Origin of the sequence: Peribacillus frigoritolerans, assembly GCF_040250305.1 — a bacterium.
Taxonomy (GTDB): domain Bacteria; phylum Bacillota; class Bacilli; order Bacillales; family DSM-1321; genus Peribacillus.
The window spans coordinates 4,289,443-4,309,221 of record NZ_CP158190.1; the positions used below are offsets into that span (position 1 = coordinate 4,289,443).

Sequence of the window (19,779 nt, forward strand, 5' to 3'; positions counted from 1 at the left end):
ATTGCTTTCTGCTTTATAATTTAGACGACTAAATGAATCTCATTGCCTGATGGATCTGTTACAGCGAAAAACCCTTCTTTTTCCGTGAGGACTGCCCCGATTCCTTTCAGTTGTTCCGTTACTTTTTTTCTCGCTTCTTCGTCTGCAAAAACGAGAGTATACCAGTTTAGCCCCACACTATTTTCCTTAGGAGCAGGGGCGCCAACGCCATTCCAAGTGTTTAACCCGATGTGATGATGATATCCACCGGTTGAAGTAAAGAGCGCTCCTCCATATCGATTCACGACGCTAAACCCAAGACCTTGCATGTAAAACTCCTCCGTTTTACGTAAATCTGCTACATGCAGATGTATATGTCCCATTAAGGTACCTGCAGGCAGTTCGCTCCACTCACCATCGCTTTCTTTCAGAAGGTCATCCCCATCCAGCGGATCCGTGCCCATTGCGACTTCCCCTCCGGCCCATCTCCAATCAGTGGATGGACGGTCAGAGTATACTTCAATGCCATTGCCATCCGGATCGGTAATGTACAGAGCTTCACTCACTTCATGATCAGCCGCTCCAAATGGATATTTCGTTTGAAGTAAATGGCGCAAAAAAATCGATAAATCGGCACGGCTTGGCAGTAAAAGGGCAAAGTGATATAAGCCCGTCGTCCGTCCTTCTTTCGGATTCACATCAGCAGGCTGCTCAAGTGTCAACAACGGGGTTTTACCGTCTGTCGTCAAAACGGCTTGCCGATCGGTTTTCTTCAATACTTTAAGACCGATGATTTCTTGATAAAACAGAATGGCCTTATTCAAATCCAAAACATTTATACTGACTTCGCCAACAAAGGTAATTGGTTTTTGATGAAAATTTTTATCCATATTGTCACTTCCCTTTTTTATTGAAAATCACATGACCCAAAGAAAGAACCGTGCGGTTTGCACACGCTAGATAAACAGACATGGCAAGCAGTGCCAAGTCCAGTTCGTAGCCCGCCGCTTGCCCGTTCCCAAGAAAACCAGCAGGTAATTTAGCCGTGAAAATCGCCCCCGCCATAATGACCGCAAATAGGACGGAAACGATTCGTGTTCCCAAACCCAGTATAACCGCAAGTCCTCCGATCAATTCGATTACTGCAACGATGTACGCCATGAAGCCAGGAATGCCAAGGCTATCGAAAAATCCCGCCGTATTTCCTATTCCCCCTTGAAACTTTGAAACGCCGTGAATGAAAAAAGTAAAACCTAAAATCACCCTTAAAAAAACTTGGGCTGCATCATTTTTATTCATGTATGAACTCTCCTTTTGTTGGTTACTTTATGTTAGTAATTATATTTTCATAAGCTTATATTGTCAAGTAAGTTTATTGGAATTTCTTTTTTCCCTAAAAAAACGAATTGCCGAAAGCAACTCGTTATATGGTGTCACTATTTAAGGGTGTAATAAATGGTTGAATTGATGATGAAAGAATCCGCAATCGTTCTCCCGACTTCCTCACATGCCACCTTACTGAATTTTGTCGCATCAACCGGCTCATATAATAATTGATGAATGCCGTCCACCGACCGTATTGCGACGGTTGCGTAAGGGTTCGTCTGAAATATCCGTTCCAGAATTTCTTCTTTATTAGGAACCAGGCTGGCAATCCATACAAGATCGAACTCCGTGTAGTCATGAAGAGCGCCATCATTCAAGATATAGTCTGAATTCCCTTCGTTATCCAGTTCTTGGACGATGCGCCGGCCAAGTGAATGGGCTTGTTCATCTATATCGAGACATGTCATTTTCGCACCCAACTCCCGTTGAAGCAGCAAAGGACTTAATGGGAGAGGACCCGTCCCTACAAATGCAAATGATTGAATATCATTTTTCACCTTTTTCAATTCATTGATTTCCGTTTGAATCAGTTCTTTGTAGTTATCCCAATAAATGAAAGAACGGAAGTCATCCAGGGAGTTCACACAGCCAACAAATAATTTGGCATAATGATCCTCCATCAATGTTTCAGCAATCTTCAGCTTATCAAGCATGGTATCCCGAATCGATCGGATTTCATCATGGTTGAGAATTTCTTCTGCCACATGCTGGTCTAACGGTTTCGAAATCATCGAAACCAATTCGGTTAAAACGCGATTGATGATTTCGTTATTTGGTGATAAATCATCTTCTTCTAGTAAAATTTTATAAGTATCCATATATGTATGAATGATTTTTTCCTGGTTTCTAGACCATTTGATCGTTTTCAAGGCGCACACTCCTATTAGGAAATAATTTTTTGCTTAACCGTGGTATATACAATGCCAAAAATACCGAACGTCCTAGGCTGAATACAGTAAAGGCCAGCCATAATGCATGGTTTTGATAGGCCGGCACAAAAATATAAAGTGTTATCACAAAGGCAATCAAGGAATAGATCATCGAGTTACGAATCGGGGCAGCTTCTGTTGCCCCAGTAAAAACACCGTAGAAAACGATGCCTACACTGGCCGATAGAGGAAACAAAATAAGCCAGATCCCATAAATGTTTGCCAGTTCAATGACACTTGGTATCCGTGTGAAAAGCGATAGGATGGCATCACCGCATAAATAGTAAGTGACAGCAATCATCAGGGAGGATAGAACACCCCACTGCAACGACAGGATCAGGGTCTTCTTATATAAGCGCTTATCTCTCGCACCAATCGCCTTTCCAACAAGAATGCTTGAAGCATTTGCGAGCCCGTCAAAGAAGTAAGCCATCATATAGTGAATTTGGATGAGTACGGCATTCGCCGCCAATATCTCCGTCCCATATGCGGCACCCTTTGCCGTGAAGATATTAAAAACTGCCAATAGGCAAAGCGTCCTGATGAATAAATCCCGATTCACCGACATCATTTTCTTGATGGATGACGGATCGAACATCTCTTTCAAAGGGGGCATTTCCATCCGATGAGGCGACGCCTTCACAATAATGATCATTCCAATGAAAAAGGCCGTCACTTCCGAAAGGAGGGTCGCTATCGCTACCCCTGGCACACCCCATTGGAATCCATGGACAAATAACAAATCCAGGGCAATGTTCATCAGGTTCATGAACACCTGTAAAACTAGCGAAACCTTGATCTTGGACATCCCCATCAGCCATCCCAATATGACGTAATTCATCAAAGTGAATGGGATTCCCCATATTCGAATGCTGAAGTATTCAGCCGCATATCTTCGAACGTCAGCATCGGGATTCATCAATGTTAAGGAAACATGTTCAATAGGCCCCTGAAGCAGGATGAAACCTCCCCCTGCAACAATCGCCAGTATAAACGGCCTTAAAAAGGCTAAAATGCCTTGCTTCCCGTCGTTTGCCCCAAGTGCTTGCGCAGCAAATCCCGAAGTGCTCACCCGCAAAAAACCAAACAGCCAATACAAGGTATTGAAAATAACCGTTCCTATAGCCACGCCGCCCAAATAAGCAGGGTTTGGCAACTGCCCCACAACAGCGGTGTCCGCCGCACCGATCAATGGCGTCGTTATCGTCGATATGGTCAGAGGAATGGCCAAGGCCAAATATGATCGATGGTTCACCTTACACTTCCTCCTTAAGTATCAAACTAAATCGAAATCATCACGATTTAAAACTCAAATAAACACAACTTCATTATTCAAACATCGAAATCAGTTCTTTTGTGTATGAATGGCGATCGCTGCAAAAAAGCTGTTCTTTTTCGAAAGAATCTACAATTTCACCCCCTTTCATCACCATGATCCGTTGGCTCATCTCCTGTACAGCCGATAGATCATGAGAAATAAAAAGGTAAGAAATGTCCAAAGTCTCCCGCAGCCCGCCTAACAATTTCAGAACCGCCGCTTGAGACAGAACGTCCAGGCTTGAAGCCGGTTCATCCAATATAATGAGGGCCGGTTCAATGCTGATTGCACGCGCAATGGTCACCCGCTGCTTTTGTCCGCCGCTAAGCTCATGCGGGTAACGTTCAGCAAAACTCCTTGGAAGCTCCACAGTTTCCAGCAGCTGTCCGATAAAGTTCGCTTCACTTGTATACGTAAAATATTTCAGATTTACCTGGCTTCCAAATTGAAGATATGGATCCATTAGTGAATCTTTTATCCTTAGTTTTGGATTCAAAGCCGATGCAGGATTCTGCAAAACAGCTTGGATGTTCTTGCGATACGGCTTTAAACTGCGTTCGCTTTTGTTTTGCAGCGCCGTTCCTTCAAATAGGATGCTGCCCTGGTCAAAAGATTCAACCTGAAGGATGAGTCTTGCCAATGTGCTTTTTCCGCAGCCGCTCTCTCCCACTAACCCGAGGCATTCCTTCCTTTCGATGCTGAAATTCACGTTCCTTAGTATTTCCACTCCGTTTTCATAGGTTTTATGGATATTTCGCACGTCTAATAAACTCATCCTGACACTCCTTCAAGCTTAAATGGAATTCTGCTCAATGATGGCGATGATTGAATCAGTTCATTCGTATAAGCGTGCTGCGGATGATTCAATACCTGATTTTTATCACCGGTCTCAATGATGGCCCCGTCTTTCATGACCGCAATGCGATCCGCATACTTCCTGACATGGCGTAAATCATGGGTAATGAACAAGATCGCACATCCGGTTTCTTTTTGGAGCCTTGATAACAGCTGTAAGACCTTAAAGGAAGATACACTGTCCAAGGCTGTGGTCGGTTCATCCGCTATCAATATATCCGGCTCAAGCAGCAGGGCTATTGAAATGGATACGCGTTGAAGCTGCCCGCCGCTTAATTGAAAAGGGTATCTGCTGTAGATATCTTCATTCAGGCCCACCGAAATGAGCGCCTTGACCGCTTGCTTGCGCCTCTCGTTTTTGGAAAGGTTCAAATGTGTTCGCTGATATTCATCGAAATGTTGACCGATGGTAAGGAACGGTGTAAATGAACCCTGGTAATCTTGAAAAATATAAGCCAGGCGCTTTCCGCGAATCTTCCTGATTTCTGTGGAAGATAGCGTCAATAAATTCTTATCCCCGTACCATATTTCCCCCTTCGCTTGGAGATTGGGTGCAAGCAGCTGACATATTGCCATGGCCGTCATGCTTTTGCCGCTCCCGCTTTGTCCGACAAGTGCGAACCACTCACCCTCCTGCACATCTAATGAAAGATCCTTGACGATATGATTTTGCTTCCCCATGATATGCAGATGCCTCACGGATAAAATGCTCATGATCCCATCTCCTTTTTCACATCAAATGCATCGCGCAAATAATCACCGAGTATGTTGGATAGAAGTACGACGAATACGATGGCGAGCCCTGGGTATATCATCAGCAACATATTGGATTGAAAGTATGGACGGGCATCATTCAGCATGGCTCCCCACTCCGGTGCCGGCGGCTGCGCCCCGAGCCCGATATATGATAAGGAAGATATGAGCAAAATGATTTTTCCTAAATCGAGGCTAGAAAGGACAAGCACATTCCCGATAAGGTGCGGAAATAGATGCTTCCGCATGATCCCAAATGAACTTAATCCATTGATTTTAGCAACTGTGACATAATCCTTCTGACGTTCGGTGATAACCGTACTTCGCACAAGCCGGGCATAATTCACCCATTTCACTAAAACGATCGCCAATAGGAGATTTTCGATTCCTGGTCCTAATAAACCACTAAGCACAATGGCAACGATCGTATCAGGGAATGCGAGAAACGCGTCTGCAATGCGCATGAAAATCCGATCGATCAGTCCTCCTTTAAAACCGGCAATCACCCCGAACGGGACGCCGATGATAACCGCGGCAAACAGAGATAAGAGACCATAGCCAACAGTCAGCTGTGCGCCAAGCAGAAGACGTGTCAATACATCACGCCCAAGATGATCCGTCCCTAACGGATGTTCCATGCTTGCCGGCCATAGCCTTTCTCCCAAATTGACCAGTGCCGGATCATGTTTCAGAATAAGAAAGGTGTAAGCCGCAACGGCAAGGACTGTAGCCATCACCGTAAAAAGGACGGTCATTCTCCAGCGCCTTTTGGATTTTTTTTTGATAACTAACTCCATTTTCCATGATTCCTTTCCTTCAGTCTTAGCTCCGGATTTAAATAGCGATAAGATAAATCCACGGCACTATTAACCATGAATACAATGATGGCCATGACCAACAGGTACCCTTGGATGACTGGATAATCCCGTGACCGAATCGAGTCCACGACCATCTTACCTATGCCTGGATAGGCAAAAATCACTTCGATCACCACTACACCGCCGATCAGGCTGCCAAGGCTGACACCGAATACGGTAATGACCGGGGGCAAGCTATAACGAAATGCGTGGGCAAAGAATATTCGTATTTCTGATATCCCCCTAGATCGGGCAGCCCTGATGAAATCATGACTGAGGGAATCTATTAAACTCGAACGCAGCAAACGCACGTACACACTTGTGATGGCCAACCCCAGCGTGACCGACGGCAAAATCAAAGAACGAAATCCGTCCCTGCCCATCGTTGGAAGGGCTCCCCATCGTACGGCAAATAAATCTATCAAGAGCAGCCCCAGCCAAAAGCTAGGAATGGCTGCCCCCAATAAAGAAACGGCACGGCTTACCTGATCAATCCAGCTTCCCCTATACAAGGCAGCAAGCGAACCTAATGGAATGGCTATACCAAGCATGACAAGCAATGCGCCAACCGCCAGCTCAAGTGTTGCAGGCAGCCCGCTCATGACCATTTCCATCACAGGCTGATTCGTCAGATAGGAATGCCCGAAATCCAATTGGATAAAGTCCGCAAACCAATCGCAATACTGCACTAACAGCGGATCATTGAACCCCAATTCTTCACGAAGCTCATTGACTTGCTCGTTTGTGACCGACACATCATCCACTTGAAGTATCGAGAGAACCGGGTCCCCTGGAGCAAGCCGAACAAAAAGGAAAGAGATGAATGTAATCACAAGGACAAAAATCACGACCTCAATGAATCGCCGGACTAAGATGCGAAACATTCACTTCACATCCAGTTCATTCGTCAGCATGTAGTATTCGCTTCTTGAAGTGATCCAGTTTTCAACTTTATCGGCATCATAAGCAACAAGTGTATTCGGATGTAAAATGAATGAATTATACACCTGTTCATCCACATACATCGCAATCTCCTCAGCTAAATCCGAGCGCTTCTCCTGTCCGACCGTTACATTCAGCTCATCAATCAGGGACGTCAGGTAATCATCATCGGCCCCACTGAAGTTCAATGCTCCCTTTGGATGATAAGTAGCATTTAAATAATAACCGGCATCCCCGCGCGGAGCCGTTAAATTACTGTAGGTCGTTAAATCCCAATCTCGATTGGCAGCCATATACTCTTCAGGGATTTCTATTTGCTTGATTTTCACATCAATCCCCAACTGGCCGGCATCCGATTGAAAAACTTGGGCAATTAACGGCAGGTCGGCACGTGAACTGTATGTAAGAAGTGTAAACGTTAACGGTTTGCCGTCTTTTTGCATGACACCATCCACTTTCTTATATCCCGCCTGATCAAGAAACCCCTTAGCAGCTTCCATTCCATTCTCTTTTTTCGGATAGTCCGGAGCAAAAGAGAATGTGGATGGAAATGGCCCTGTTGCCACTTCTGCATGACCATGTAAAATCGTATCCGCAATGGATGATCGGTCGATTAAGGCATCTATCGCCTTTCGGACGTGTATGTCCTGCAATGCTTTACGTTCCAAATTCATCGTCATTTGATGAACACGGAAAGTGGATGTCGATTCAACCTTCACACCATCTATCGCCTTAAAATTTTCCAGGCTTTCCACTTCCGGACGGAAAACAATATCGGCGTCACCCGATTCAAGGGCAAGAGACCGTGCATTGGCATCTTCATTAAACGAAAACCTGGCGCTCTCAAGCTTTGCGGCTCCATCCCAGTAAGACTCATAACGTATTAAATCAACAGCCGTACCTGGTATGAATTTCGAAACGGCAAATGGCCCTGTTCCTATCGGCTTGTTTATATAGTCACTTTCCTTCACGTCAATAATCGATGTATTTGGATGAACCAATTCAGAAGGAAACTCAGGAAAAGGAACCTCCGTCTTAATCGTCAGCGCATTTCCGTCCGCTTCAATCGATTCAATGCGCAAGGCATTCTTGATCGCCGGACTATCATTCATCGCCCTCTCCAACGAAGCCTTCACCGCTTTGCCATCCATCGGCTTTCCATTCTGAAACGTCACACCCTCCCTTAACTCAAAATTCCATAATTGACCATCCTTGCTATCCCAGCTTTTGGCCAGCCAAGGTTCGATCGTCAAATCCTCATCATTGAGATGCACTAATGTCTCAGTGATGCCAGCCCTTAGTGACACATAACTAGTATCAACATTCGGATCAAGCGAGCTAGTCGCAAAATTAAAAAGCAAGTTCACTTCCTTCTTCCCTCCCACTTGATCTTTCGCAGACTCGGTGGAACAAGCAGTCAAAAGTAAGAATGCTAGACATACAATAAAAATCGATCTACATTTTCTGAACACGATTTATTTCCCCCATTACCTCAACTATTTTTAATGGCTGCCGTAAAATCGTATTGATTACGATTTAGATTCCAGCCTTACCATCATGACAAACCACGTAACACATTGCCGAATGCTTATCCGGAATCAAACTATGTAATGCTCCTCAACGAGAGTAAACACCATTTTACGAGTATTTGCTCCAAACTCACGAGTATTTGCTCTAAACTCACGAGTATTTGCTCCAAACTCACGAGTATTCGCTTCAAACTCACGAGTATTTGCTCCAAACTCACGAGTATTTGCTCTAAATTCGTGAGTAACGGCTCTAAATCTCTTGAAATAGCACCAAAATTTTAAGTAAATGCACCAAGCTCTCGATTTGTTGCACTAATCCTCCTTTTTTAAGCAATTCCTCATATTTTCTGCGCTTTTCACCAAACAAATCAAAACGATTACGATTTACATTCCAAAAAAACCCCTCTTGTCTTGACTGCCTTTCATTATAAAACGTAATGATTACTGTTTACAAGGTTTTTTTTGAGTTTTAAAGATTAACGGATGCCAGTTCCTTCTTTTTGAGTAAGAAAAAACTCCTGAAAAAAGATTTCAGGAGTTCTCGGCTTTTACTTCAAGTTGTTGTAGTGGTTGATAACTTCTTTAGTTATTTCGCTATTTTCATCCAATCCGCTAACTTCCTTAAGTGCTGAAGCTACACCGTGTTCTTTGATCATCGTTTGCAGTTTAAGGGCTTCTTCATCTTCGTTAAAATCAAAGAGTAAAGCGGCCGCTATCGCTTTCGCCAGATTAGTATAGGAAAGTCCGGCTTTCTTTGCTTCTACGGCAGGGCGGACGAGACGGTCGTTTGGCCCTAGCTTACGCAGCGGTGAACGTCCGACTCGATTCACCGAGTCATTCAGGTAGGAGTTTTTAAAACGATTAATGATTTTTTCGATATACTGCTGATGCTCACCTGCGTCCAAACCGTATTGCTTTATTAAATAAGCGCCCGTTTCCCCTAGGGTTTTCTTGACTTGCTCTACAATTCCTGCGTCCTCCAATGACTGGTCAATCGTAGATTTTTTATTTTTGAGATAACCGAGGTAAGCAATGACGGCGTGTCCTGTATTAACGGTAAACAGTTTTCTCTCAATGAATGGAGCGAGTTCTTTTACAATGGTCATCCCTTCAACGGCGGGAATGCTTTCCTTCGTTTCAACGACCCATTCATAATAAGGTTCCACCAAAACATCGAGTGATCCTTCGTTATTTTGGATAGGAACGATGCGATCGACCGCTGAGTTAAAGAAGTAGACTTTATCGGCTAGTTTTTCTTTTGTATCTTGATCCAATTTTTCTAGAATGTAGCCTTCTAAAAGGTCTGTTGCCGATATTTGGTTTTCACAAGCGATCACATATAGTTTTTCATCGGTTTCCTTCACTCTTGACGCTAACCCTTTTGCAATTAAAGGAGCGATATGAGGCAAAATATTGGGACCAATAGCAGTGGTGAGGTAGCTTGCTTCGGAAATTGCTTTTATGATTTCCTCTTCCTGCTTTAAACTGTTTAAACCCGAAACATTTTCTACAGTGACGGATTCTTGTTGATCAGTGGCCAGTTTGACTTGATATTGCTTTTTATCATTTAACTGGTCGATGATTTGATCAGCTATATCTACAAATGTCACATGATATCCAGATTGTGAAAAGAGCGCTCCGATAAAGCCTCTTCCAATGTTTCCTGCACCGAAATGTACTGCTTGTTTCATTACAATCATCCCTTTATCAAGTTAGTATATAAATAATCCAAAAATATGGCTTCCAGCCTTCTGTTAATCATTTCTTCGTCCGAAGATGAAAAAATCATGATGGATTCATTGCTTTCAATTAAGCTTGAACTTATTAAACTGACGATTTCCTGCTGCTTCACACTTAATTCTTCAGGTGCCAGCATCAGCAGTAAATTTTTCATATGGACGTCATTTCCGTCCATACCTTTGACCAGACGATAGTCCTCCAGGTGGGCCACCTGGAATATCAGTTCTTTTACATTCTTATGTCTCGTATGGAAAAGGCCCATTCCAGTGCCAGGAATGCCTAAACCACCTTTTTTTTCCCGTTCCTTCAAAGATCCGACCACATCATCCGCACCCATTAGCAGTTCTTCCGCTTCTGCCATCCTGACCATTTCTTCAATGATTTCTGGATGTCCTTTCAGATGCGGCAGCCGATAAAACCGGAAATTATCCATGATCGACTCGATGCTCTGCTGGGCATCCTTCAATTCCTGCAGCACTTCTTTCAATTCGCCATCCTCTTTTTTGGTCACGGTATCCTTATGGGCTGAATGACTGCCATAACGCTTATTCTTCGTGAAGTTTTCGATATTCTTCCTTAAATAATTCCTGATGTTCAAAATATTCTCTTCACTCAAAAGAGGGGATACAAGGATATAATCACTATCGATATATGGAAGCCGGACGGTAGAAATGATCACATCGTAGTTTTTCAGGCTGCCCTTCTGTTGGATGTCTTTGATCGTCTTGATTTCTACAGTCTCGATTTCGATGATTTCTTTTTTGATCCGGCTTGCAAGCATCTTCGACGTACCGATACCTGTCGGGCAAACGATGAGTGCCCTTATTGATATTTCTTCCTCCCGCAGCACTAATGCAGATCCGAAATGAAGGACGATGAAGGCTATTTCATCTTCAGGAAATTCTTTTATTTCTATGAAGCCCTTTTCCAGACTGGTCTTCACTGCCAAAAAGAGAACCGGATACTTTCGCTTAATATCTTCAGTTAAGGGGTTGTACAATCCCATTTCCTGTTTGATCCGGAAAAGCGATGGTTCCATATGGGCAAGGAGCCCCTGATACAATGGGAAATCCTTGGTCAAATCGATTTGCAGTTGTGCCGAAACATCTTTTATCAGGTTTCTTATCAGCTGGCCAAGCAACACACTGTCATATGGAATGGCATCCGCCGCATGAAGCTTGGAACCTTTAAGGATGGCTGCAAGGTAGCTTATATCATCGATGGTAAAAGAGACTTCCAGCATTGTGCTGAGTTCCTTGCCTATTTTATTCATGAGATTATTCTCATCGGAAAGTTCGCTTATTTTCTTGAAGTCCTTCTCCAAAAAATATTGGCTTTCATTCCTTTGCAGGGTTACATAAATATGTACAATTAACCCTATATACCCGCTATCCGCCAAACGAGAATGGACACTGTTAAAAGTGGAAAACAGCACCCCATCGATAGCAAGAAGATATTCGGGATCGAAATAGTCGAGGATTTTCGCTTCTGGAAATTTTCCTTCTTGCAGCAAAAATAAACTTTCAATCAGCTCTTCATTAAAGAAGTGCAAGAAATAGGCTGCCTGGGCTTTCCGTTTATTTTCTTCGTTGCCGGCAAGCTCTATTCCGACTCCCCTTTTTCTCGTAATCATGATATTAAAATTCTTTAACCATTCAGTCAGTTCGTCCAAATAGGTTGTAAGAGTCGTAATGCTTATACCGAGATCCCCCGCAAGAACTTGAGTTTTATATGATTCTTCCTGCAGTAAAGCTAAAAGGAGATGCAGCTTTCTTTCTTGCGGCGTTTGATCGATCGGATGATTGCCCATCAGGTGCTGTACAAGCCGAAAGACTTGCTCATTCTTCCCGTCGATGGACAGTCCCTCATGTGTATTGCGTGTTAAATGCAACTCGAATGATTGCAGGATTTTTTCTATGGACTTCAGATCGCGTTGAACCGTCCGGACACTAACATTCAATTGTGTCGCAATGGATAAGGCTGTATGTTTTCCTGAAGTTTTTATGATCAATTCTATGATAGATTTTTCCCTTGAAGTAATATACATGCTACCAACTCATTTCAGGTGGAGTAACACGAGAAAATACTGAATAGAAAAGCGTAAAACGCTTTTCTATTCTTGGTTAAGAGTATTTAATTATTTTCTACATTTATAATATCCATCAATTCCCTGGCTGATGTGGCTTTAACCATCTTTTCAATATTCTCCATGTCAGAGCAGGTAACTGCAATGCCAGATAGAATTTCAAGATGTGTCCCGTCCTTGCCGGCAATACCGAATATCAATCGTGCCTTTTGGCCGTCAAAGTCGACACCATCAGGAATTTGTAAAACGGTAAATCCAGATTTAAGGACATCTTTCTTAGCTTCCTCGGTTCCGTGCGGAATGGCTACATCATTCCCCATATAGGTTGAAGTCAATTCATCACGAGCAATCATCGCTTCAATATAGCTTTCCTTAACGTAACCTGCATTGACCAAAGCTCTCCCCGCAAAGCGGATCGCTTCTTCCTTATTGGCGAATTGTTGATTAAGGAAGACGTTTTCTTCGCGAAGCAATTCATTATCATCTTGCTCATCCTCGTTGATGCCAGGCTCGATTGAATGTTCACGAACACCGGGAACCTTCTCTTCAGCATCTTCGACGATTTCATGCAACACATCGGTACCGTCATCCTGAAGCCTTGCAAGCAATGAATCGTATTCAGGGCTCGATAGGAAATTATCGACGGATACATGATAAGCATTCGGAACTTTATTCTGTGCTCTTGGTGTTAACTCTTCCTGTGTTATGACGATTTGTGCATCTGCAGGAATGTTTGAGATCGCCGTATTAGTAACAGTAATACTCAATCCGGCTTCCTTCACCTTCTTGCGAAGGAGCGAAGCCCCCATCGCACTTGATCCCATCCCGGCATCGCAGGCAAATATTATTTTGCTGACGTTTGCTGGCATCGTACCCGGGTCTGAAGCGAATACATCGGCAACAGAGCTTTTCTTGCCTTTCATTTCTTGCATTTTTTTCGCGGCATCTTCAATATTCTCTTCAGATTGCTTTCCTGTTTTCAGGATGAATGCACCGACGATGAATGAAACGATGGCCGCTACGATGACGCCTGCAAAGTTAGCAATATATGCACCCGCATTATGCGGAGTTACTGCTGTAATGGCAAGTATGCTGCCTGGAGAAGCAGGAGCGAACAATCCTCCGCCTAGTAGGACCAAAGTGAAGACTCCACTCATGCCTCCAAGAATGACGGCTAAGAATAACATCGGCTTCATTAGGATATAAGGGAAATAAATTTCATGGATCCCGCCGAAGAAATGAATGATGGCAGCTCCTGGCGCCGATTTCTTCGCCGTTCCCTTTCCAAAAAAGCAATAAGCAAGCAGTACGCCGATACCTGGTCCAGGATTCGATTCCAGAAGGAACAGGATTGAAGCCCCTGTTTGTTTAACTTGCTCCACACCGATTGGTGATAGTACACCATGATTGATGGCATTGTTCAAGAACAATACCTTGGCAGGCTCGATCAGGATACTTGTCAACGGCAGTAAACCTGTACCGACAAGCCAATCGACTCCTGCTACAAGCCAGCCTGTAAATATGTCTACTGCAGGCCCGATGGCCAAGAAGGATAGAATGGACAGTAGGCCGCCAATTATCCCCGCCGAGAAATTATTAACAAGCATTTCAAATCCGGCTTTTATTTTCCCTTCAATCAATTGATCGAATTTCTTGATGACATAACCGCCGAACGGCCCCATTATCATGGCTCCAAGGAACATCGGGATGTCAGATCCGACGATGACGCCCATTGTCGCAATGGCACCGACTACGCCGCCGCGGTGGTCATGGATTAGCTTACCACCCGTATACCCGATTAAAAGCGGCAATAAAAACGTAACCATCGGTGTAACCATTTTGGCAAGGCTTTCATTTGGCAGGAAACCAGATGGGATGAATAGGGCAGTGATTAGCCCCCATGCTATGAAAGCTGATATATTCGGCATGACCATTGAACTTAGAAAGTTACCGAACTTTTGAACTGCAACTTTTATATTAAAGTGAGCCATTTTGCTCTCTTCCCTTCATATTAATATAGTTTCCTTTAATCTTAAGGTACGTACATTCCTCATTCAATAAAAGAAAAAGCTAACTTTGTCGCGAAAGAGAAGACAAACATAATGTATCTCACTTTTCCAGATTTATTCAGCGCTTTATACAGACAGAAAAGAGTCCCGTTCGCATCGTGACGAACGGGACTCTTTTGCGCTTTATAGTGGGATGATTCCCAATAGGACACAAACCACTATCATGACAAGCGTCGATCCGCATGCCCATTTCAGGAAAGTGCGCTGCAATGCACCGAAATCTTCCCCTACCATTCCAACCAATAAATAGGTAGATGGAACAAGCGGGCTTAATAGATGGACGGGCAGCCCCAATAGTGAAGCTCTGCCGATCAGGGCAGGATCAATTCCATAAGCAGCTCCCGCTTTAGCAAGTAATGGGAGCACACCATAATAAAATGCGTCATTAGACATGAAGAACGTAAAAGGTGCTGAGATGATGGCTGTGATGACAGCAAAATGTGCGCCCATTTGATCTGGAATATGCTGAATCAAAGAGTTTGCCATGGCATCGACCATTTCCGTACCGGCTAGGATTCCAGTGAAAACACCTGCTGCAAAAATCATCGAAATTACAGATAAAGCATTGTCCGCATAGTTTGCCACACGTTCTTTCTGATCACTGACTTTCGGATAGTTAACGGTAATGGCAATCGCGAAACCTACCATGAACAGAACCGCTGAAGGCATAAGTTCCATAATCAGCGCAACCAGCAGTGTAAGAGTCAATGCGTAATTGAATATTATCAATTTAGGCCGTTTAATATAAGCATCTTCCGTTGCAGCTGCCTGCTGTGCCACAACATGATAATCGACCTCTATGATCCCGATTCTCTTTCTTTCTTTTTTACCCAGGCAATATGCCATGAAAAGGACGAATAGGACTCCGCCAATCATCGCTGGAATGACAGGGGTGAAAACATCGGACATTTCAAGTTTTAAAGCTGTCATCACCCTTGCTGTAGGGCCTCCCCAAGGAAGAAGGTTCATGACTCCAGATGACGAAACGGCAATGCCGGCCAATACAAGCGGTCTCATTCCAATCCGTTTATATAGCGGAAGCATGGCAGAAATCGTTATCATATATGTAGTCGTACCATCTCCATCCAAGGAAATCAGCAAAGCCAGGACTGCCGTACCGATGGCAATTTTCACTGGATCACCTTTTACAAGCTTAAGAATCGTATTGATGATCGGGTCAAAAACCCCAGCATCAATCAAAATGCCAAAGAAAAGGATCGCAAATAAAATCATGATTCCCGTTGGCGCGACGTCTTTGATCCCTTCCAGCGCCATCTCACCCATTTCACCGCCAAACCCGCCAATAAGTGCAAATGCACTTGGTACTGCAATCAAAGCTATCATGGCTGAAAGTCGCCCTGTCATAATTAAAATCATAAACACTAATATCATCAAGTATCCTAATAAAGCGAGCATATCTGTCACTCCTTATCTTCTAATAAGATAAAGTGTATATGAAACCGCTTCATTTGTAAGCGTTCTCAATTTATTGTGTTTTAAAACTATTTAGTTAATTGTGTTCATTGTGTTCACGGAAACGTTTTTTCGAGGCTGAACCGAACGCCACTCCCCGGGTTGAATGGCGGGTTCTTTAAGGAAATCAGCGATTATTTAAGCAAACAATCCGCGCATTTATTCTTCAAATGATAAATTTGCCGGTCCATCCAAAAGGTCACAGCCGTAGTCTATATTGGTAGTTGGTGTATCGATGCTGACTTCCTCGAATTCCAGTTCATCGATCCATAATTGGCCACGCCCTGAAAGAAGGACCCCGAATGAAATGATGGCACTGTTTTCGGGTACATCCAGGACGATATAATAATGGTTCCATTCCGTATCGTTGACGATGGGCCGATTGCCCATATTGTCGAATTGCAAAACATCCTGAAGGGCATTATCCACCCTCATCCATAAACCACAAAACCCATCAACATCTTTTGATTTTAAAAAACCCGACAGTTTCATTCTTTTACCAAGGTAATTTTCCGCCTTGAATTGCTGCATCATCGTTGCAAATTCCTCCTTGGATTCCTTAGTGACGGATTTCAGGAAACCTGATGCCTGGCCTTTATGGAAGGTCTCCCGGTCAATTCCAATTTTATAATTGAATGGATGACTCCCGCTTAAATTCCATCCTTTTAATAATTGTTCGTTTTTCATCGTCATTTCCTCCTTTTGCAAAGTTAGTTTACTTACGAGTTTCCGGTATTGCCCTGGCGGCAGGTCATAATATTTCTTGAATGAACGAGTAAAGGATTCCTGTGTTTCAAAGCGGTAATATAAAGCAATGTCGATTATTTTTTCATCGGTATAAAGCAGCATGTTAGCTGCATTGGCGATCCTTCGATATCGAATATATTCAGATACGGTCACGCCAACCTCCTTTTGAAAAATACGATGATAATGAAACTTCGAAAAACCTGCGAATCGTGCGATGTTCTCTAAAGACAATTCATCTTGTAAGCTATTCTCTATATATTCAATCGTTTTTTGGATGATGGGGCTGTATCTCATTTCCGAACCTCCTTAAAAAAAGGATAACAGAAAAAAATATCGTTTTTTTGACATATATTGCTTTTTTATAATCTTATAAACCAGCATGCATAAAAAAACACCTCCAATCTTGAAGGTGTTTCACACTTAATTCTATTGAATTTTATAATATCTTCGCTCAGGTCTCCCCACTACCCCGTATACGACTTCCGCTTTACATTTCTTAACGGATATCAAGTATTCCAGATAGCGTCTCGCGGTTGTCCTGGAAGCACCGATCTGTCCACTCACTTGCTCAGCTGACAAACCGATATCGCTTGCTTCGAGTACCTCGATCACTTTCGCCAAAGTAATTTCGTCGACCCCTTTTGGTAAGGACAGCCCATCATTCGTTTCCAAAGCGGAAGAACCCTTTTTCAAAATGAGGTCAACAAAATCCTGGTCTATCTCTTGTTTGGATTTCATCAGATGGACTTTCTTCAGATACTCTTCGATAACTTGGTTGAAGCGCTTCATTTCCACTGGTTTAATTAGATAATTCTCTACACCATAGTGAAGTGCCTTTTCAAGTTGTTCTTTATCCGTTGCCGCGGTAATCATGATGATATCCACATTCGGGAATTTTTTCCGTATGTCCGGAAGGAGATCTGTACCAAGCTGATCTGGCATATAAACATCAAGCAAAAGCAAATCCGGGCTTTTTTGTTCCAAGATCCGAAGCGTTTTTTTTGCATTGACGGCTTTTCCGACCACTTCTATTTCATCAAAGTTTTTCAAGAATTTTTCATGGATTTCCGCTACACGAAAATCATCTTCTGCGATGACTGCTCTTATCTTCAGCATTCTTTCCCTCCTCTCTGTTCTTTAGGAAGATACACGGTGAATATAGTATTGCCATCCTCGCTGTGGACTTCGATGATGCCGCCTAGCTCTTTTACGACATGATCAGCATTCGAAAGTCCATAACCACTCGGACTTCCGCTGTTTTTTGAAGTGAAACCCCGATCGAAAATATGGGCGATCGCATCCTCTGGTATTCCTTTTCCGTTATCACTCACTTCAAATACCATATCATTTCCGATATCTGTGGCGAAAAATTTCACGAGCGGCTCTTCCATGCTTGAAACCGCTTCAAGTGCATTATCGATAATATTGCCTAGAATCAAAGTTAGTTGGGACAATTTTATATGATCAGGCAGTTTCTCTAGGTAACTTTGTGCGTCTATTTCAAAAAAGATCTTCTTCTCCGATGCTTTCCCTATCTTGCCTAGTAACAAGGCTTGTACCTTTGTATCCTTTATCTGTTCGAACACGACACGGTTCAGGGAATGCAATTCGGATGTTTCGCTTTGAATCATTTCTATCGCTTCATCGTATTCCCCTAATTGTATCAATCCTGAAAGGACGTATAGTTTATTGGTAAATTCATGGGTTTGTGCCCTTAAATCCTCTGAATGCATCTTCACTTCAGATAATGTGTTTACCATTTCCTCAATTTCCGTTCGATCACGGAACGAAGCAACAACACCGCTTACCCCTTCACTATCGAAGATTGGCGTACAATTAACAATGATGGATTTGTCTTTCCATGAAATCTCCTTATCCATTTGCGGTTCACCGGACTTTAGCACTTCGAATAAATATTTCGAAGGAAATAGTCCGTCCACGTTCAAATGGCGAACGGACTCTTTAATATCCAGCAATTTTTTCGCCGGCTGATTCATCGAGGTAATCAGCCCATTTTGGTCAATGGCCAGAATACCTTCTTTTACCGATTGAAGCACTGCATTTTTTTCTTTATATAAATTGGCGATTTCAAATGGTTCCAGCCCCAGTGTATCTTTACGGATGCTTCTTGCCAGCATATAACTGCCAATGATCGATATCATGATGGCCACTAACGATACAACCATCTCTTTGGACAAATCCTTGAAAATTTGGGCGCGGACATCGTCCACTAAAAAACCGACGGAGACGATTCCAATTATTTTTCCATCCTCATTGAATACCGGTGACTTCCCCCGAATGGAAAGACCGAGTGATCCTGCCGCTTCGGAGACATAATATTCACCTTCCCGAATGGCCCTGCTATTATCCCCGCCTTCCATCCGCTTCCCAATTTCGGAAACCAGCGGATGAGAATAGCGAATTCCCTCTGCATTTCCTACAACGATGAACTCAGCACCTGTTTCCCTGCGGATCTTTTCGACAATCGGCTGAATTATGCCAGCGGGATCATCCGTTTCAAAGGCCTCTGTAACGGTAGGCATGAAACTAATCGTCTTTGAAAGTTCCAACGCCAATTGACCTTTATCCTTAGCTATTTGTCTTCCTTCCATATAGGAAAAAGTAGTCGTCAATAATAGAATCAAAAACAGGCTCAACGATAAGACTAACCCGAGAATCTTTGTTTCCAGCGATACTTTCCTCATATTCAACAGCATCCTCTATTTTCATTTTCATTCACTATATTTTATAGGAGCATAATGATTTTACCATTTCTATTAAATATTGAACATTGTTGGCCGTTTATTTCGCCACATTCAAAAATGAAAGGATTTAAGCAACAAAAAAGGGAGTGCCAAATGATATTCTTGAATCCTTTTCAAATGCTATCATCACCCTTTTGCTGATTTACGATTTTTTTCCAGACTTTTTTCTTTCTGGATAACGTTTCACCTGAGGTACAATCGGTTTATTCTCAGTGTCCTATTTAAGAAAGATGGTCACGCCGAACATGGTGGGAGGTTCAAGGAGCAGTTGTTTTTCACCTTTTATCTCCTTTCCCTAGTCGGAATGTTAACCGCTTTAGGGGGATAAACGACGGTAGGCATTTCTCTTAC

General features: G+C 43.1%; 16 protein-coding genes. All 16 read right to left on the reverse strand.

The annotated features are described in order from the left end of the window. Positions 1-20: 20 nt before the first annotated feature. The 16 genes from ABOA58_RS21005 to ABOA58_RS21080 all read right to left on the reverse strand — a co-directional run bounded on the left by ABOA58_RS21005 (position 21) and on the right by ABOA58_RS21080 (position 19,368). The gene (locus tag ABOA58_RS21005) at positions 21-869 is read right to left on the reverse strand and encodes a VOC family protein (RefSeq protein WP_350299857.1); all 849 of its coding nucleotides are present in this window, start codon (positions 867-869) and stop codon (positions 21-23) included. Between the two features lie 4 nt (positions 870-873). After that, entirely contained in the window at positions 874-1,278 is a 405-nt protein-coding gene (locus ABOA58_RS21010) for a DoxX family protein (RefSeq protein WP_350299858.1), read from the reverse strand. Between the two features lie 137 nt (positions 1,279-1,415). Next, entirely contained in the window at positions 1,416-2,234 is an 819-nt protein-coding gene (locus ABOA58_RS21015; RefSeq protein ID WP_350299859.1) for a nicotianamine synthase family protein, read from the reverse strand. Continuing rightward, the gene (locus ABOA58_RS21020; RefSeq protein ID WP_350299860.1) at positions 2,212-3,549 is read right to left on the reverse strand and encodes an MATE family efflux transporter; all 1,338 of its coding nucleotides are present in this window, start codon (positions 3,547-3,549) and stop codon (positions 2,212-2,214) included. The genes ABOA58_RS21015 and ABOA58_RS21020 overlap by 23 nt, the downstream gene beginning before the upstream one ends. 73 nt (positions 3,550-3,622) lie before the next feature. After that, positions 3,623-4,387 (reverse strand): ABC transporter ATP-binding protein, encoded by a 765-nt coding sequence (locus tag ABOA58_RS21025; RefSeq protein WP_350299861.1) that lies wholly within the window; start codon positions 4,385-4,387, stop codon positions 3,623-3,625. Beyond that, on the reverse strand, positions 4,384-5,181 hold the full coding sequence (locus ABOA58_RS21030) for an ABC transporter ATP-binding protein (RefSeq protein WP_350299862.1): 798 nt from the start codon (positions 5,179-5,181) through the stop codon (positions 4,384-4,386). Before ABOA58_RS21030 ends, ABOA58_RS21025 begins: the two co-directional genes overlap by 4 nt. Then, positions 5,178-6,017 carry a nickel transporter permease gene (nikC, locus tag ABOA58_RS21035; RefSeq protein ID WP_434547746.1) on the reverse strand — a complete coding sequence of 280 codons (840 nt, stop codon included), beginning with the start codon at positions 6,015-6,017 and terminating at the stop codon, positions 5,178-5,180. The genes ABOA58_RS21030 and nikC overlap by 4 nt, the downstream gene beginning before the upstream one ends. Beyond that, positions 6,008-6,961, reverse strand: a complete 954-nt coding sequence (nikB, locus tag ABOA58_RS21040; protein ID WP_350299863.1) for a nickel ABC transporter permease — start codon at positions 6,959-6,961, stop codon at positions 6,008-6,010. The genes nikC and nikB overlap by 10 nt, the downstream gene beginning before the upstream one ends. Continuing rightward, a complete protein-coding gene (nikA, locus tag ABOA58_RS21045) occupies positions 6,962-8,491 on the reverse strand; it encodes a nickel ABC transporter substrate-binding protein (protein ID WP_350299864.1) in 1,530 nt (509 codons plus the stop codon). Between the two features lie 605 nt (positions 8,492-9,096). Continuing rightward, the gene (locus ABOA58_RS21050) at positions 9,097-10,239 is read right to left on the reverse strand and encodes a mannitol-1-phosphate 5-dehydrogenase (protein WP_350299865.1); all 1,143 of its coding nucleotides are present in this window, start codon (positions 10,237-10,239) and stop codon (positions 9,097-9,099) included. Between the two features lie 5 nt (positions 10,240-10,244). Beyond that, the gene (locus ABOA58_RS21055; RefSeq protein WP_350299866.1) at positions 10,245-12,335 is read right to left on the reverse strand and encodes a BglG family transcription antiterminator; all 2,091 of its coding nucleotides are present in this window, start codon (positions 12,333-12,335) and stop codon (positions 10,245-10,247) included. A gap of 86 nt (positions 12,336-12,421) precedes the next feature. Continuing rightward, positions 12,422-14,365 (reverse strand): PTS mannitol transporter subunit IICBA, encoded by a 1,944-nt coding sequence (locus tag ABOA58_RS21060; protein ID WP_350299867.1) that lies wholly within the window; start codon positions 14,363-14,365, stop codon positions 12,422-12,424. Positions 14,366-14,566: 201 nt separating this feature from the next. Then, the gene (locus tag ABOA58_RS21065) at positions 14,567-15,859 is read right to left on the reverse strand and encodes a CitMHS family transporter (RefSeq protein ID WP_350299868.1); all 1,293 of its coding nucleotides are present in this window, start codon (positions 15,857-15,859) and stop codon (positions 14,567-14,569) included. 216 nt (positions 15,860-16,075) lie between these two features. Then, positions 16,076-16,957 carry a helix-turn-helix transcriptional regulator gene (locus ABOA58_RS21070; RefSeq protein ID WP_350299869.1) on the reverse strand — a complete coding sequence of 294 codons (882 nt, stop codon included), beginning with the start codon at positions 16,955-16,957 and terminating at the stop codon, positions 16,076-16,078. Positions 16,958-17,089: 132 nt separating this feature from the next. Continuing rightward, positions 17,090-17,779, reverse strand: coding sequence for a response regulator (locus ABOA58_RS21075; RefSeq protein ID WP_350299870.1), 690 nt, complete (start codon positions 17,777-17,779; stop codon positions 17,090-17,092). Then, the gene (locus ABOA58_RS21080; protein ID WP_350299871.1) at positions 17,773-19,368 is read right to left on the reverse strand and encodes a sensor histidine kinase; all 1,596 of its coding nucleotides are present in this window, start codon (positions 19,366-19,368) and stop codon (positions 17,773-17,775) included. Before ABOA58_RS21080 ends, ABOA58_RS21075 begins: the two co-directional genes overlap by 7 nt. Positions 19,369-19,779 lie beyond the last annotated feature (411 nt).